Raw genomic sequence first — 14,529 nt, forward strand, 5'->3', positions numbered from 1 at the left:
AAAAAAGATTAGGCAGTGCTTTTCACTATATAACTGCCTATATTTGGCGAGAATTCTCGGCAAAAACCCTTTTCACGGAGGCGCATCCCCTATGCGTACCAACACTCAGACCAAACGTGAGCTGGACAAGATAGACCGCAACATCCTGCGGATCCTGCAAGCGGACGGGCGTATCTCCTTCACCGAGCTTGGGGAAAAGGTCGGGCTCTCGACCACACCGTGTACCGAGCGGGTCCGGCGCCTGGAGCGCGAAGGGATCATCATGGGCTACAACGCCCGGCTCAATCCGCAGCACCTCAAGGGTAGTCTCCTGGTGTTCGTCGAGATCAGCCTCGACTACAAATCCGGCGATACTTTCGAAGAGTTCCGACGTGCGGTGCTGAAGCTGCCCCATGTGCTGGAGTGCCATTTGGTGTCAGGGGATTTCGATTACCTGGTGAAGGCGCGGATTTCCGAGATGGCTTCGTACCGCAAGCTGCTGGGCGACATCCTGCTCAAGCTGCCGCATGTGCGCGAATCCAAGAGCTATATCGTGATGGAAGAGGTGAAAGAGAGTTTGTGCCTGCCGATTCCGGATTGAGACTTTGTGGTGTCTGTTCAGACCCCCATCGCTAGCAGGCTAGCGCCCACCGTTGATCTTCAGCGGACACACAGTCTGTGCATGACTCAGATCCACTGTGGGAGCTAGCCTGCTGGCGATTACAGGCGACTCGGTCTTTCCTCAGACGAGGACCTGTCGGGTAGAAGCCATGTACTCATGAATCTGCTTCTCCACCCGCGGATGAATCAGCTCCACCGGCCCCCGCCCATTCGGGCACGGCAAGGTCTTGGTGGTACCAAACAACCGGCAGATCAGCGGCCGCTCGTCATACACCGTGCAGCCATTGGGCCCCAGGTGCACGCAGTTGAGCTCATCCATCGCCGCATCCTGCTCGGCCCGGGTCTTGCGCGGCAGGCGGGACATTTCTTCCGGCGAGGTGGTCACCGGCCCACAGCAGTCATGGCAGCCGGGCACGCACTCGAACGAGGGAATCTGCTGGCGAAGCGTGCGGATTTTCTGGCTGTTGCAGCTCATCGAAGCGGTGACCCAAAGCGGAATAGACCGGGATTCTGACGCAAAAGCCCCGATCCAGACAGCACGAACCGACCAGTGTTGCCCGTGCCGGGAAGTCCGGCTTATGCTCCGTCACATTTTATAGACACACGAATCAGGGACGCTCACATGAATGCCCGTGCCCAGCACACTGCCTCTTACTACGCCGCCAGCAGCCTGCCGCAGCCCGATCATCCGGTGCTGCAAGGTGACCTGGTGGCGGATGTGTGCGTGGTCGGCGGCGGATTTTCCGGGCTGAACACGGCGCTTGAGCTGGCCGAACGTGGCCTCAGCGTGATCCTGCTCGAAGCGCACAAGATCGGCTGGGGCGCCAGCGGACGCAATGGCGGGCAATTGATTCGTGGCGTCGGTCATGGCCTCGATCAGTTCACCGACGTGATCGGTGCGGACGGCGTGCGCCAGATGAAACTCATGGGCCTGGAAGCGGTGGAAATCGTCCGCCAGCGCGTCGAGCGTTTTCAGATCCCTTGCGACCTGACCTGGGGTTACTGCGACCTGGCGAACAAGCCTCGCGACCTCGAAGGTTTCGCCGAGGACGCCGAAGAGCTGCGCAGCCTTGGCTACCGCTACGAAACCCGGCTGCTGCAAGCCAATGAAATGCACTCGGTTGTGGGATCGGACCGCTACGTCGGCGGCCTGATCGACATGGGTTCGGGCCATCTTCACCCGCTTAACCTGGCCCTGGGCGAAGCGGCCGCCGCGCAGCAGCTGGGCGCGAAGCTGTTCGAACACTCGGCGGTGACTCGCATCGACTACGGCCCCGAGGTCAAGGTCCATACCGCACAAGGCTCGGTCCGCGCCAAGACGCTGGTGCTGGGCTGCAACGCCTACCTCAACGAACTCAACCCGCAGCTCAGCGGTAAGGTGCTGCCCGCCGGCAGCTACATCATTGCCACCGAGCCATTGAGTGAAGAGTTGGCGCATTCGCTACTGCCGCAGAACATGGCGGTCTGCGATCAACGGGTGGCCCTGGATTACTACCGACTCTCGGCGGATCGACGCTTGCTGTTTGGCGGCGCCTGCCACTATTCGGGCCGCGATCCAAAGGATATCGGCGCTTATATGCGGCCGAAGATGCTGGAAGTCTTCCCGCAACTGGGCGGGGTGAAGATCGACTATCAATGGGGCGGGATGATCGGCATCGGTGCCAACCGACTGCCGCAGATCGGCCGGCTCAAGGACCAGCCGAATGTGTATTACGCCCAGGCGTATTCCGGGCATGGGGTGAATGCCACGCATTTGGCCGGAAAGCTGTTGGCCGAAGCGATCAGCGGGCAGCAGGGGGGCGGGTTTGATCTGTTTGCTCGCGTCCCACACATCACCTTCCCCGGCGGGAAGCATTTGCGCTCGCCGTTGCTGGCGTTGGGGATGTTGTGGCATCGGCTCAAAGAGTTGGTCTGAGGAAGTTGTAGCGTTCTTGTGGACGCCTTCGCGGGCAAGCCTCGCTCCTATAAGGTTATGCGTCGGTCGGAAGATCAACGCTAACTCTGTAGGAGCGAGGCTTGCCCGCGAAGAGGCCTGCAAAGAACAGCGCAAAACTCAGACCCGCCAGAAAGGCTTGAGCCCCTCCTTCCGCGCCTGCTCCCGACTCAACCCGACATCCCTGAGCTGCTGCGGTGTCAGCTCCAGCAACGCCCTGCGCGTGTGCAGACGATGCCAGAACAGACCCCAGCGACTCAGGCCGGACGGTGCATTGCGCATGACCGCCTCACGTGCACCGTTTTCCTGCCCTGCCACCAGTTCCTGACTGTGTAACGTCAGCCGCACATCGCTCAAGCCGTTCATGTTGATTGCTCCTGTTTACTTGGGTAGCCAGAGCTTTCATGATGCGCGGACGCCGAAAAGCATTACAGATTAAACAATGCTGTATTAACTCCATACAGATTTAGCGATTTAGCGATTTAGCGATTTAGCGTCTGAATCCTATAATTTCGCCCCATCTGTACTGGTCAATCGAATCATCTATACCGAGACTGCGCCATGACCCTCTACGTCAACCTCGCCGAATTGCTCGGCACGCGTATTGAACAGGGCTTCTATCGCCCCGGTGATCGGCTGCCCTCGGTGCGGGCGTTGAGTGTCGAGCATGGGGTCAGCCTGAGCACGGTGCAGCAGGCCTATCGCGTGCTGGAAGACAGTGGGCTGGCGACACCCAAACCCAAGTCCGGCTACTTCGTACCGGTGGGTCGCGAATTGCCGGAGCTGCCGGCCATCGGCCGTCCGGCCCAGCGTCCGGTGGATATTTCGCAGTGGGACCAGGTGCTGGAATTGATCCGCGCCGTTCCTCGCAAGGACGTCGTGCAACTCGGGCGCGGCATGCCGGACATCACCACGCCGACGATGAAGCCATTGCTGCGCAACCTGGCGCGCATCAGCCGTCGCCAAGACATGCCCGGTCTGTATTACGACAACATCTACGGCACCCTCGAACTGCGCGAACAAATCGCCCGCCTGATGCTCGATTCCGGTTGCCAATTGACCGCCCATGACCTGGTGGTGACCACCGGTTGCCACGAAGCGCTGTCCACCAGCATTCGCGCCATCTGCGAGCCGGGGGACATTGTGGCGGTGGACTCGCCGAGTTTTCACGGCGCCATGCAGACCCTCAAGGGCCTGGGCATGAAAGCCCTGGAAATCCCCACCGACCCGATCACCGGGATCAGCCTCGATGCGCTCGAACTGGCCCTGGAGCAATGGCCGATCAAAGCCATACAGTTGACGCCCAACTGCAACAACCCGCTGGGCTACATCATGCCGGAATCGCGCAAACGCGCGTTGTTGACGCTCGCACAGCGTTTCGACGTGGCGATTGTCGAAGACGATGTGTATGGCGAACTCTCCTACAGCTACCCGCGTCCACGCACGATCAAATCCTTCGACGAAGACGGCCGCGTGCTGCTGTGCAGTTCCTTTTCCAAAACCCTGGCGCCCGGGCTGCGCATTGGCTGGGTCGCGCCGGGACGCTATCTGGAACGGGTGCTGCACATGAAATACATCAGCACCGGCTCTACGGCGCCGCAACCGCAGATTGCGATTGCCGAATTTCTCAAGGCCGGGCATTTCGAACCGCATTTGCGGCGGGTGCGCACGCAATACCAACGCAATCGCGACATGATGATCGACTGGGTCACGCGCTATTTCCCCGCCGGCACCCGCGCCAGTCGCCCTCAGGGCAGCTTCATGTTGTGGGTTGAGCTGCCGGACGGCTTCGACACCCTGAAACTCAATCGCGCCCTGCATGATCAAGGTGTACAGATTGCCGTTGGCAGCATCTTTTCCGCCTCGGGCAAATACCGCAACTGCCTGCGGATGAACTACGCTGCCAAGCCGACCCCGCTGATCGAAGAGGCCGTGCGCAAGGTCGGCGCCGCAGCGATAAAACTGCTGGCAGAAACGCCCCCCATCAACGACTGACCTTTCTCAGGAATCCAGCGTCCATATGCCGACCTTTGCCGCCAATCGGAACGTTCCCACGTGAGAGTCAGACAGCCCCTGCTCGCTCTTCTGCTACTCGCCTCGTTCCTGGGCGGCTGCGCCAGCTTCGACGTTCAACGTGAACCGAGCCAGGCTTTACCCGCCAGCGATTCGGCGTTCGGCCGCTCCATCCAGGCCCAGGCCGCGCCCCATGAGGGCAAGTCCGGCTTTCGTTTGCTGTCCAACAGCGGCGAAGCCTTCATGGCCCGTGCCGAGCTGATCCGCAACGCCCAAAGCAGCCTCGACTTGCAGTACTACATCGTGCATGACGGCATCAGTACGCGGATGCTGGTGGACGAATTGCTCAAGGCAGCAGACCGCGGCGTGCGGGTGAGGATCCTGCTCGATGACACCACCAGCGACGGTCTGGACTGGATCATCGCGACCCTCGCCGCACATCCGCAGATCCAGATTCGCCTGTTCAACCCGCTGCACCTGGGCCGTGCCACGGGCGTGACGCGCACCATGGGCCGCTTGTTTAACCTGTCGCTGCAACACCGGCGCATGCACAACAAGTTGTGGCTGGCGGACAACAGCGCGGCCATCGTCGGCGGCCGCAACCTGGGAGACGAATACTTCGATGCCGAGCCCAACCTGAATTTCACCGACATCGACATGCTCGGCGTCGGGCCGGTGGCCGAGCAGCTTGGTCACAGCTTCGACCAGTACTGGAACAGCGCGCTGAGCAAGCCGATCGACGAATTCCTGTCGAGCAGACCGACGCAAAAGGATCTGCGCAATACCCGCACGCGCCTGGAAGAATCGCTGGAAGAGACCCGCAAGCAGAATCATGCGCTGTATCAGCAGTTGATGACGTACACCACAAAGCCACGCATGGACATCTGGCGCCGGGAGCTGATCTGGGCCTGGAACCAGGCGTTGTGGGATGCACCGAGCAAGGTCTTGTCGGACGGCGAGCCCGACCCGCATTTGCTGCTGACCACGCAATTGGCGCCGGAGCTTACGGGCGTCAGCAAAGAACTGATCATGATCTCGGCTTACTTCGTACCGGGGCAGCCGGGGCTGGTCTATCTCACCGGCCGGGCCGACGCCGGGGTGTCGGTGAGTTTGTTGACCAACTCGCTGGAAGCCACAGACGTGCCGGCCGTGCACGGGGGGTACGCGCCTTATCGCAGGGCGCTGCTGGAACATGGCGTGAAACTTTACGAATTGCGCCGCCAGCCCGGCGAAGGCGGCGGCAGCGGGCCGCATATTTTCTATAGCAAGTCTTTCCGGGGTTCCGATTCCAGCCTGCACAGCAAGGCGATGATCTTCGACCAGCAGAAATCCTTCATCGGCTCGTTCAACTTCGACCCACGCTCGGTGCTGTGGAACACCGAAGTCGGCGTGCTGGTGGACAGCCCCGAACTTGCCGCGCATGTGCGCAAAGCGGCCATGGAAGGTATGGCGCCGCCCGTGAGTTATCAGGTGAAACTGGAAAATGACCGGATCGTCTGGGTGACTGAGGACAACGGCAAAATGCACACGCTGACCAAGGAACCCGGGAGCCTGTGGCGCCGCTTCAATTCCTGGTTCAGCACGGCGGTCGGCCTGGAGCGGATGTTGTAGCGTTGCTTCCATCAATCAAATGTGGCGAGGGAGCTTGCTCCCGCTGGGTCGCGAAGCGGCCCTAAACCAGAAGCCCCCGTTCATTCAGACTGAACGAGGGCTCCGATAGGCGACTGCTGCGCAGTCGAGCGGGAGCAAGCTCCCTCGCCACACGCTTGTGCAGGGTTTCAGGCCGGTTCGGCAACTCCACCGAACGCGCCTTGGCGTGACAGTAAGATCACCAACCCGAACGCTCCCGCCGCCATCAACAACGGCAAGGCATGCCCGCTGACCCACTGGCTGCCGGCACCGGCGGCCAAGGGTCCGATCAGGCATCCAATACCCCACAGCTGCGCAATATGTGCGTTTGCCCGGACCAGCGCATCGTCACGATAACGTTCACCGATCAAGATCAGCGACAAGGTGAACAAGCCCCCGGCGCTGGCGCCAAACAGCACCCACAACGGCCAGATCAGCAACGTGTCGATGAGCAAAGGGATCGCCAGGCTCGAGATCAGCAACACCACCGCACAACCGGTGAACAAGGTGCGTCGCGACAAGCGATCCGCCAGCGCGCCGATCGGCAGTTGCAGCAAGGCATCACCCACCACCACGGTGCTGACCATCGCCAAGGCGATTTCCGTGGTGAAGCCCTGACGCAGGCAATACACCGGCAGCAAGGTCAGAATCATTGCTTCAAACGCCGCGAACAGCGACACCGCCCAGGCAATCGCCGGCAGGCCACGGCAGAAGCCCCACAGGTCGCTGAAGGTGACGCTGCAGGCTTCGCTGGTCGGTGCGCCGCTGCGGCCCAACAACAATAATGGCGCCGCCATAAGCAAGCCGACGCCGACCCAGAAGCCGTAATCGTGTTCGGTACCCACAACGCCCAGCAGCAACGGCCCGGCCAGCTGACTCAGCGCATAGCTGCTGCCGTACAGCGCCACCAATCGTCCGCGCCATTGTTCAACCACCAGTTGGTTGATCCAGCTTTCGCCGAGAATGAAGACCAGGGTCAGGATCACCCCGATCATCAAGCGCAACAGCAGCCAGACCGGGTAGCTCGGCAGCAGCGCCAGCAAGCCAATGGACACCGCTCCAGCCCACAGGCACAGACGCATCAGATTGGCTGTGCCAAGTCGCGAAGCCAGATGGCTGGAGATCTTCGCCCCCAGCAGCACGCCAATGGCCGGCATCGCCGCCATTACACCGATGGCGAACGAGCCATAGCCCCAGCCTTCCAGGCGAAACGACACCAGCGGCATGCTGACACCCAGGGCCAGGCCGACACTCAAGACAGACGCCAACACGGCGAAATAAGTCGCCCAACGCATGTTCCACGCTCCTGTGGATCTTATTTTTCACAGACGACGCAAAAAAATGTGGGAGCGAGCCATTGTGGCGAGGGGATTTATCCCCGTTGGGTCGCGCAGCGACCCCAAAACCTGCATTTACGGAGTAATACACCGCATGCATTGGTTCTGCGACTGCTTCGCAGCCGAACGGGGATAAATCCCCTCACCACAAAGACTTGCTCCCACAAGGGTCTTTGTCGGGAGCCTGATTTGGAAGGCTCCCTTTAAGGACTTACAACTTGATCCAGGTCGCCTTCAGCTCGGTGTATTTGTCGAACGCGTGCAGCGACTTGTCGCGACCGTTGCCCGATTGCTTGAAGCCACCGAACGGTGCGGTCATGTCGCCACCGTCGTATTGGTTGACCCACACGCTACCGGCGCGCAGAGCCTTGGCGGTCAGGTGGGCCTTGGAGATGTCCTTGGTCCACACCGCTGCGGCCAGGCCGTAAGGCGTGTCGTTGGCAATCGCAATGGCTTCTTCGGCGGTGTCGAACGCGATCACCGACAACACTGGGCCAAAGATTTCTTCCTGAGCGATTTTCATCGCATTGGTCACGCCGTCGAAAATCGTCGGCTCAACGTAGGTGCCGCCGGATTCCTGAAGCGTGCGCTTGCCGCCAGCCACCAGTTTGGCGCCGTCGGCGTGGCCGGATTCGATGTAGGACAGCACGGTGTTCATCTGCTGGGTGTCCACCAGCGCGCCGACGTTGGTCGCCGGGTCCAGCGGGTTGCCCGGCTTCCAGGTTTTCAGCGCTTCGATCACCAGCGGCAGGAAGGTGTCTTTGATCGAGCGCTCGACCAGCAGACGCGAACCGGCGGTGCAGACTTCGCCCTGGTTGAAGGCGATGGCGCCCGCCGCCGCTTCGGCTGCAGCTTGCAGGTCGGGGGCATCGGCGAACACGATGTTCGGGCTCTTGCCGCCGGCTTCGAGCCAGACGCGCTTCATGTTCGATTCGCCGGAGTAGATCAGCAATTGCTTGGCGATCTTGGTCGAACCGGTGAACACCAGGGTGTCGACGTCGTTGTGCAGGGCCAGAGCCTTGCCGACGGTATGACCGTAACCTGGCAGAACGTTGAGCACGCCTTTCGGAATGCCGGCTTCGACGGCCAGCGCAGCGATGCGGATGGCGGTCAGCGGGGATTTTTCCGACGGCTTGAGGATCACCGAGTTACCGGTGGACAGCGCCGGGCCGAGTTTCCAGCAGGCCATCATCAACGGGAAGTTCCACGGCACGATGGCGCCGACGACGCCGACCGGCTCGCGGGTCACCAGACCCAGCTGATCGTGCGGAGTGGCGGCGACTTCGTCGTAGATCTTGTCGATGGCTTCACCGCTCCAGCTCAGGGCTTGCGCCGCGCCGGGAACGTCGATGTACAGGGAATCGCTGATCGGCTTGCCCATGTCCAGGGTTTCAAGCAGCGCCAGTTCTTCGGCGTGCTGCTTCAGCAGGCTGGCGAAACGGATCATGGTGGCTTTGCGTTTGGTCGGCGCCAGGCGCGACCAGACGCCGGAATTGAAGGTGGCGCGGGCGTTTTCAACGGCGCGCTGGGCGTCGGCGGCGTCACAGCTGGCAATCTTGCCCAGCAGACGGCCATCGACCGGGCTGATGCACTCGAAGGTCTCGCTGGAGACGGCATCGGTGTATTCGCCATTGATGTAGGCGCGGCCTTCGATCTTCAGATCGCGAGCCCGTTGCTCCCAATCGGCACGAGTCAGGGTGGTCATACGAGTGTCCTCCTCTTATTGAATACGAGCGCCCCGCGATCTTCGCGGACGCTGTCAGGAATTCTGCCCAGCCAGCCTGATTTTTCGGCCCAAGGCAACCGCCACCCTAAACCAGCGGCAGGTGAAGTTTCAATATATTTGACATAAGGCCGGCAAACGGCCTTGCGATGTTCATTTTAATAAACATAGACTTTGGGTCTTTCCAGCCATCGCGCCGCAATCACGGGGACTTACAACAATGAATATCCAGGATGTCGTCGACTTCAGCCTCGCCACTACCGAGCCCGAGCGCTATAAGCCGGACCAGGCAAAAATCCTGAAGGGCGATCCCGAGCAAGTGGTCTACAACCACTACAACAGCCCTTGCGGCCAGTTGAACGCGGGGGTTTGGGAAGGTGCGGTTGGCCAGTGGCATGTGAACTTCACCGAGCATGAATACTGCGAAATCATTCAGGGCGTTTCAGTGCTGCGTGACAACGAAGGTAACGGCAAGACCCTGCGCGCAGGCGATCGCTTCGTGATCCCGGCAGGGTTCCGCGGCACTTGGGAAGTGCTGGAAACGTGCCGCAAGATCTATGTGGCGTTTGAACAGAAGGCCTGAGGATTTGTATTAGCTGGGCCGGTCTCTTCGACTTGCCCGCGAAGGGCACTAACTGGCAACCCATAACCTGCAGGCAACAAAAAAGGCCCGTATCTCGCGATACGGGCCTTTTTCGTAAGAGAGAAAAATCAATTACTTGATTTTGCCTTCTTTGTAGATCACGTGCTTGCGAACAACCGGATCAAATTTCTTGATCTCGATTTTGTCCGGGGTAGTACGCTTGTTCTTGTCGGTAGTGTAGAAGTGACCAGTACCGGCGCTCGAAATCAAACGAATCAATTCACGCATGATTAGCTCCCTTAGATCTTGCCGGCTTTGCGGATTTCGGCCAGCACGACAGTGATGCCACGCTTGTCGATGATACGCATGCCTTTGGCAGATACGCGCAGACGCACGAAACGTTTCTCTTCTTCAACCCAGAAGCGGTGATGCTGCAGGTTCGGCAGGAAACGACGACGGGTTTTGTTGTTTGCGTGGGAAATGTTATTCCCAGTCACCGGACCCTTACCGGTAACTTGACATACTCTCGACATGCCTCAGCCCTCTAAAACCACATGCCCAACCCGGCATGGGTTGGCCGCTTAATCTCTCAGTCATTTGGCGCCAGGCGCCGCGTTTCTTTAGAGGTCTTACCGGCTACACCTACAGTGAAGGAACCGGGCCCCTAGAAAAGAGCGCTGCTTTATACCAGAAAGACTGGAGAGCAACAACATTCCGTGTGCGCGGACTTGATAAATTCCCCATTTTTCGGGCGCCGGGCGCCTTGGATAAAGGCTGTGGTCGATGAAGACCGCTCGTCGCAGAGAATCGGCCAACCGACCGATTCCGGGTTTTCCTCGGCCCGCATCACCGAAAACAAGCGCACATAGTCCCCTGAAAATGAAAAAGGGGATAGTCATTTGCAAAAGAGCCCACTAGGGTAAGCCTTTTCCAGACTGCACTTGCAGATGGGCCTTCGATCTGTAAAGGAATCCGACCATGCGCCTTGCTGCCCTACCGCTGTTGCTCGCCCCGCTCCTGCTGAGCCCGCTGGCCCATGCCGCCGCCCTGAGCGTCTGCACCGAGGCCAGTCCGGAAGGGTTCGACGTGGTGCAATACAACTCGCTGACCACCACCAACGCCTCGGCCGATGTGCTGATGAACCGCCTGGTGGACTTCGATACCGCCAGCGGCAAAGTGGTCGCCAGCCTCGCGGACAGCTGGGAAGTCACGCCCGACGGCCTGACCTATGTGTTCAAACTGCACCCACAGGTGAAGTTCCACCGCACCGAGTACTTCAGCCCGACCCGCGAATTGACTGCCGAAGACGTCAAATTCAGTTTCGAGCGCATGCTCGACCCGGCGAACCCTTGGCACAAAGTTGCCCAGAGCGGTTTCCCGCACGCCCAATCGATGCAGTTGCCGGCGCTGATCAAGAAGATCGACGCACTGGACCCGCTGACCGTGCGTTTCACCCTTGATCACCCGGACTCGACTTTCCTGGCGACCCTGAGCATGGGCTTCGCCTCGATCTATTCCGCCGAATACGCCGATAAACTGCTGAAGGCCGGCACGCCGGAGAAGCTCAACAGCCAGCCGATCGGCAGCGGCCCTTTTGTGTTTACGCGTTTCCAGAAAGATGCCTCGATTCGCTACAAGGCCAACCAGGACTACTTCCGTGGCAAGCCGTCGGTGGACCCACTGATCTTCGCTATCACGCCGGATGCCAACGTGCGATTGCAGAAACTGCGTCGCAACGAGTGCCAGATCGCCCTGTCGCCCAAGCCTCTGGACGTACAGGCCGCGCTGAAAGAACCGACCCTGAAAGTGGAAAAGACTGACGCCTTCATGACCGCGTTCGTTGGCATCAACAGCCAGCATCCACCGCTGGACAAACCTGAAGTGCGCCAGGCGATCAACCTCGCGTTCGACAAGGCCAACTACGTCAAAGCCGTGTTCGAAGACACCGCCGAGCCCGCCAACGGCCCGTACCCGCCCAACACCTGGAGCTACGCCAAAGGCCTGCCGGGTTATCCGCATGATGTCGAAAAGGCCAAGGCGCTCATGGCGAAGGCCGGGCTCAAGGACGGTTTCCAGACCACCATCTGGACCCGACCTTCCGGCAGTCTGCTAAACCCGAATCCGAGTCTCAGTGCGCAAATGCTGCAATCCGACCTCGCGGAAATCGGCATCCAGGCCGAAATCCGCGTGATCGAATGGGGCGAGTTGATTCGCCGCGCCAAGGCCGGCGAGCACGACCTTCTGTTCATGGGCTGGGCGGGTGACAACGGCGACCCGGACAACTTCCTCACGCCTCAGTTTTCCTGCGCCGCGGTCAAATCCGGCACCAACTTCGCCCGGTATTGCAACCAGGACCTGGACAAGCTGATCAGCGCTGGCAAGACCACCGGCGAACAAGGGGTGCGCACCAAGCTCTACGAACAGGCCCAGGCGCAGATCCAGCAACAGGCGCTGTGGCTGCCGCTGGCGCATCCGACTGCTTTTGCGCTGACGCGTAAAGACGTCGAGGGTTACTCGGTCAGCCCGTTTGGTCGTCAGGACTACTCCAAGGTCATCCTCAAATAACAGCCTCACGCAAAACCCTGTAGGAGCCGGCTTGCTGGCGATGGCATCACCGCGGTTAACCGGCCACACCGCGTCGCCCGGATCGCCAGCAAGCCGGCTCCTACAGAGTCCGCGTATTTCCTGTTACATCCACCCATACTCAGCCATCGACAACGGATCGCCGTCACCGATGATGAAATGGTCGAGCACCCGCACATCAACCAGTTCGAGCGCCTCTTGCAAGCGCTTAGTCAGCAGCCGATCGGCCTGACTGGGGTCCGGATTGCCCGACGGATGGTTATGGCAGAGGATCAACGCGGCGGCGTTGTGGGCCAATGCACGCTTGACCACCTGTCGCGGGTACACGCTGGTGTTGTCGATGGAGCCGCGAAACAGCACTTCAAACGCCAGCACCCGGTGTTTGGAATCCAGAAACAGGCAACCGAAGACCTCATGCGGCTCGTGACGCAGCATCGACTTCAGGTAGTCACGCACCGCCAAAGGACTCTCCATCACAGAATCCCGCCGCAACCGTTCTGCCAGATGCCGGCGGGCCATTTCCAGCACCGCCTGCAACTGCGCAAACTTTGCCGGCCCAAGTCCGAGCTCGCCGCTGAAGGTCCGAAGGTCGGCCTCAAGCAACGTGCGCAAGCTGCCAAACTGATTCAACAGGTGTCGCGCCAGATCTACCGCGCTTTTGCCGGATACGCCGGTTCGTAGAAAGATGGCCAGTAACTCGGCGTCTGAAAGACTCGCCGAACCCAACTCAAGTAACCTCTCCCGCGGCCGCTCGGCCGCCGGCCAATCGCGAATACTCATACCACCTCCTTGGTCTTTGGGCGCCGCTGTTCCATAGCGGTCGCTGTGATATCGTAGCCCATCTTTTTTGCGGGCGATTTCACTCCTGGGGAGGGGGTATCGCCACGCAGTCATCAACGAAATGAAAGGCAGACCTATGCAGCGGCTGTATCGGAAACGCATCGTTCTGGGCGTCGGCGGCGGTATTGCTGCCTACAAGAGCGCCGACCTGGTTCGCCGCCTGATCGACCAGGGTGCCGAAGTGCGCGTGGTCATGACCCGTGGCGGCAGCGAGTTCATCACGCCGTTGACCATGCAGGCCCTGTCCGGCCACCCGGTTAATCTTGACCTGCTGGACCCGGCGGCCGAAGCTGCCATGGGCCACATCGAGCTAGCCAAATGGGCCGACATGGTGCTGATCGCCCCCGCTACGGCGGACCTGATCGCCCGCCTGGCCCAAGGCATTGCTGACGATCTGCTGACCACGCTGGTGCTGGCCACCGATGCCGTGGTCGCCGTTGCGCCGGCGATGAACCAGGCCATGTGGCGCGACCCGGCGACCCAGGCCAACCTGCAAATCCTCGAAAGCCGCGACATCAAAGCCTTCGGCCCGGCCTCCGGCAGCCAGGCCTGCGGTGACGTCGGCCTGGGCCGCATGCTCGAAGCCGTCGAGCTCGCCCAATGCGCGGCGGACTGCTTCAAGCGCCACGCATTGACCGGCAAACACGTGCTGATCACCGCCGGCCCGACCCAGGAAAACATCGACCCGGTGCGCTACATCACCAACCACAGCTCCGGGAAAATGGGCTTTGCCCTGGCCGAAGCCGCGGTGGAAGCTGGCGCCCGCGTCACGCTGATCACCGGCCCGGTGCACCTGCCGACCCCGGATCGCGTCACCCGCATCGACGTGGTCAGCGCTCGCGACATGCTCGCGGCCTGCGAGGCCGCGATCCCTTGCGATCTGTTTATCGCCTCGGCAGCGGTCGCGGACTACCGCCCGGAAGTCGTCGCCCCACAGAAACTCAAGAAAGACCCTACGAACGGCGACGGCTTGTTGCTACAAATGGTGCGTAATCCAGACATCCTGGCCACCATCGCCACTCGCCCCGACCGTCCGTTCAGTGTCGGGTTCGCCGCCGAAACCGAACACCTGCTCGACTACGCTGCCCGCAAGCTGAAAGACAAGAATCTCGATTTGATCGTCGCCAACGACGTCGCCAACCCGAGCATTGGCTTCAACAGCGAAGAAAACGCCTGCAGCGTGATCGATCGCGAGCTACACGCCACACTTTTCGCCCAGACCAGCAAGAGCAAAATTGCTCGCCAGCTGATCACTTTTATCGCCGAACGTCTGAACCAGGTTTAATTT

The 14,529-nt window shown here is 60.4% G+C and carries 14 protein-coding genes; 7 read left to right on the forward strand and 7 right to left on the reverse strand.

The features are described from left to right. Nucleotides 1-91: 91 nt before the first annotated feature. Nucleotides 92-580 carry an Lrp/AsnC ligand binding domain-containing protein gene (locus tag ACA068_RS28665; RefSeq protein ID WP_010465173.1) on the forward strand — a complete coding sequence of 163 codons (489 nt, stop codon included), beginning with the start codon at nt 92-94 and terminating at the stop codon, nt 578-580. Nucleotides 581-721: 141 nt separating this feature from the next. On the opposite strand, the gene ACA068_RS28670 is transcribed toward ACA068_RS28665, so the two are convergent. Then, nucleotides 722-1,075, reverse strand: coding sequence for a YkgJ family cysteine cluster protein (locus tag ACA068_RS28670; RefSeq protein WP_007947437.1), 354 nt, complete (start codon nt 1,073-1,075; stop codon nt 722-724). A 147-nt stretch (nt 1,076-1,222) separates the two neighbouring features. Between ACA068_RS28670 and ACA068_RS28675 the strand changes: the two genes are divergently transcribed. Further along, on the forward strand, nt 1,223-2,515 hold the full coding sequence (locus tag ACA068_RS28675) for an NAD(P)/FAD-dependent oxidoreductase (protein ID WP_497306395.1): 1,293 nt from the start codon (nt 1,223-1,225) through the stop codon (nt 2,513-2,515). Between the two features lie 138 nt (nt 2,516-2,653). Here ACA068_RS28675 and ACA068_RS28680 read toward each other — a convergent pair whose 3' ends face one another. Then, complete coding sequence (locus tag ACA068_RS28680; RefSeq protein ID WP_497306397.1) at nt 2,654-2,899, reverse strand: DUF1127 domain-containing protein; 246 nt, start codon at nt 2,897-2,899, stop codon at nt 2,654-2,656. A gap of 195 nt (nt 2,900-3,094) precedes the next feature. Between ACA068_RS28680 and ACA068_RS28685 the strand changes: the two genes are divergently transcribed. Together ACA068_RS28685 and ACA068_RS28690 are read left to right on the forward strand one after the other, a co-directional pair. After that, nucleotides 3,095-4,528, forward strand: a complete 1,434-nt coding sequence (locus tag ACA068_RS28685) for an aminotransferase-like domain-containing protein (protein ID WP_497306398.1) — start codon at nt 3,095-3,097, stop codon at nt 4,526-4,528. 60 nt (nt 4,529-4,588) lie between these two features. Continuing rightward, complete coding sequence (locus ACA068_RS28690) at nt 4,589-6,157, forward strand: phospholipase D family protein (RefSeq protein ID WP_497306400.1); 1,569 nt, start codon at nt 4,589-4,591, stop codon at nt 6,155-6,157. Nucleotides 6,158-6,324: 167 nt separating this feature from the next. On the opposite strand, the gene ACA068_RS28695 is transcribed toward ACA068_RS28690, so the two are convergent. Together ACA068_RS28695 and ACA068_RS28700 are read right to left on the reverse strand one after the other, a co-directional pair. Then, nucleotides 6,325-7,470, reverse strand: coding sequence for an MFS transporter (locus tag ACA068_RS28695; protein ID WP_497306402.1), 1,146 nt, complete (start codon nt 7,468-7,470; stop codon nt 6,325-6,327). Nucleotides 7,471-7,723: 253 nt separating this feature from the next. Continuing rightward, nucleotides 7,724-9,217, reverse strand: coding sequence for an aldehyde dehydrogenase (locus tag ACA068_RS28700; protein WP_497306404.1), 1,494 nt, complete (start codon nt 9,215-9,217; stop codon nt 7,724-7,726). A gap of 238 nt (nt 9,218-9,455) precedes the next feature. Here ACA068_RS28700 and ACA068_RS28705 point away from each other — a divergent pair, with 238 nt between their 5' ends. Continuing rightward, nucleotides 9,456-9,818 carry a cupin domain-containing protein gene (locus ACA068_RS28705; protein ID WP_109626712.1) on the forward strand — a complete coding sequence of 121 codons (363 nt, stop codon included), beginning with the start codon at nt 9,456-9,458 and terminating at the stop codon, nt 9,816-9,818. A gap of 132 nt (nt 9,819-9,950) precedes the next feature. On the opposite strand, the gene rpmG is transcribed toward ACA068_RS28705, so the two are convergent. Together rpmG and rpmB are read right to left on the reverse strand one after the other, a co-directional pair. Continuing rightward, complete coding sequence (gene rpmG / locus ACA068_RS28710) at nt 9,951-10,106, reverse strand: 50S ribosomal protein L33 (protein WP_007894709.1); 156 nt, start codon at nt 10,104-10,106, stop codon at nt 9,951-9,953. An 11-nt stretch (nt 10,107-10,117) separates the two neighbouring features. Next, entirely contained in the window at nt 10,118-10,351 is a 234-nt protein-coding gene (gene rpmB / locus ACA068_RS28715) for a 50S ribosomal protein L28 (RefSeq protein ID WP_007894701.1), read from the reverse strand. Between the two features lie 445 nt (nt 10,352-10,796). Between rpmB and ACA068_RS28720 the strand changes: the two genes are divergently transcribed. Then, entirely contained in the window at nt 10,797-12,383 is a 1,587-nt protein-coding gene (locus ACA068_RS28720) for an ABC transporter substrate-binding protein (RefSeq protein ID WP_497306406.1), read from the forward strand. Nucleotides 12,384-12,506: 123 nt separating this feature from the next. Here the strand turns inward: ACA068_RS28720 and radC are convergent, their stop codons facing one another. Further along, nucleotides 12,507-13,181, reverse strand: coding sequence for a RadC family protein (radC, locus tag ACA068_RS28725; protein ID WP_497306408.1), 675 nt, complete (start codon nt 13,179-13,181; stop codon nt 12,507-12,509). A 136-nt stretch (nt 13,182-13,317) separates the two neighbouring features. Here radC and coaBC point away from each other — a divergent pair, with 136 nt between their 5' ends. Continuing rightward, on the forward strand, nt 13,318-14,526 hold the full coding sequence (gene coaBC, locus ACA068_RS28730; RefSeq protein ID WP_497310679.1) for a bifunctional phosphopantothenoylcysteine decarboxylase/phosphopantothenate--cysteine ligase CoaBC: 1,209 nt from the start codon (nt 13,318-13,320) through the stop codon (nt 14,524-14,526). Nucleotides 14,527-14,529: the final 3 nt, after the last annotated feature.

This window comes from Pseudomonas sp. LBUM1660 (assembly GCF_059695935.1).

Bases quoted from the DNA above. Each gene is read 5' to 3' on its own strand.
- ACA068_RS28665 (WP_010465173.1), top strand. From the start codon at position 92: ATGCGTACCAACACTCAGACCAAACGTGAGCTGGACAAGATAGACCGC.
- ACA068_RS28670 (WP_007947437.1), bottom strand. From the start codon at position 1,075: ATGAGCTGCAACAGCCAGAAAATCCGCACGCTTCGCCAGCAGATTCCC.
- ACA068_RS28675 (WP_497306395.1), top strand. From the start codon at position 1,223: ATGAATGCCCGTGCCCAGCACACTGCCTCTTACTACGCCGCCAGCAGC.
- ACA068_RS28680 (WP_497306397.1), bottom strand. From the start codon at position 2,899: ATGAACGGCTTGAGCGATGTGCGGCTGACGTTACACAGTCAGGAACTG.
- ACA068_RS28685 (WP_497306398.1), top strand. From the start codon at position 3,095: ATGACCCTCTACGTCAACCTCGCCGAATTGCTCGGCACGCGTATTGAA.
- ACA068_RS28695 (WP_497306402.1), bottom strand. From the start codon at position 7,470: ATGCGTTGGGCGACTTATTTCGCCGTGTTGGCGTCTGTCTTGAGTGTC.
- ACA068_RS28700 (WP_497306404.1), bottom strand. From the start codon at position 9,217: ATGACCACCCTGACTCGTGCCGATTGGGAGCAACGGGCTCGCGATCTG.
- ACA068_RS28705 (WP_109626712.1), top strand. From the start codon at position 9,456: ATGAATATCCAGGATGTCGTCGACTTCAGCCTCGCCACTACCGAGCCC.
- rpmG (WP_007894709.1), bottom strand. From the start codon at position 10,106: ATGCGTGAATTGATTCGTTTGATTTCGAGCGCCGGTACTGGTCACTTC.
- rpmB (WP_007894701.1), bottom strand. From the start codon at position 10,351: ATGTCGAGAGTATGTCAAGTTACCGGTAAGGGTCCGGTGACTGGGAAT.
- ACA068_RS28720 (WP_497306406.1), top strand. From the start codon at position 10,797: ATGCGCCTTGCTGCCCTACCGCTGTTGCTCGCCCCGCTCCTGCTGAGC.
- radC (WP_497306408.1), bottom strand. From the start codon at position 13,181: ATGAGTATTCGCGATTGGCCGGCGGCCGAGCGGCCGCGGGAGAGGTTA.
- coaBC (WP_497310679.1), top strand. From the start codon at position 13,318: ATGCAGCGGCTGTATCGGAAACGCATCGTTCTGGGCGTCGGCGGCGGT.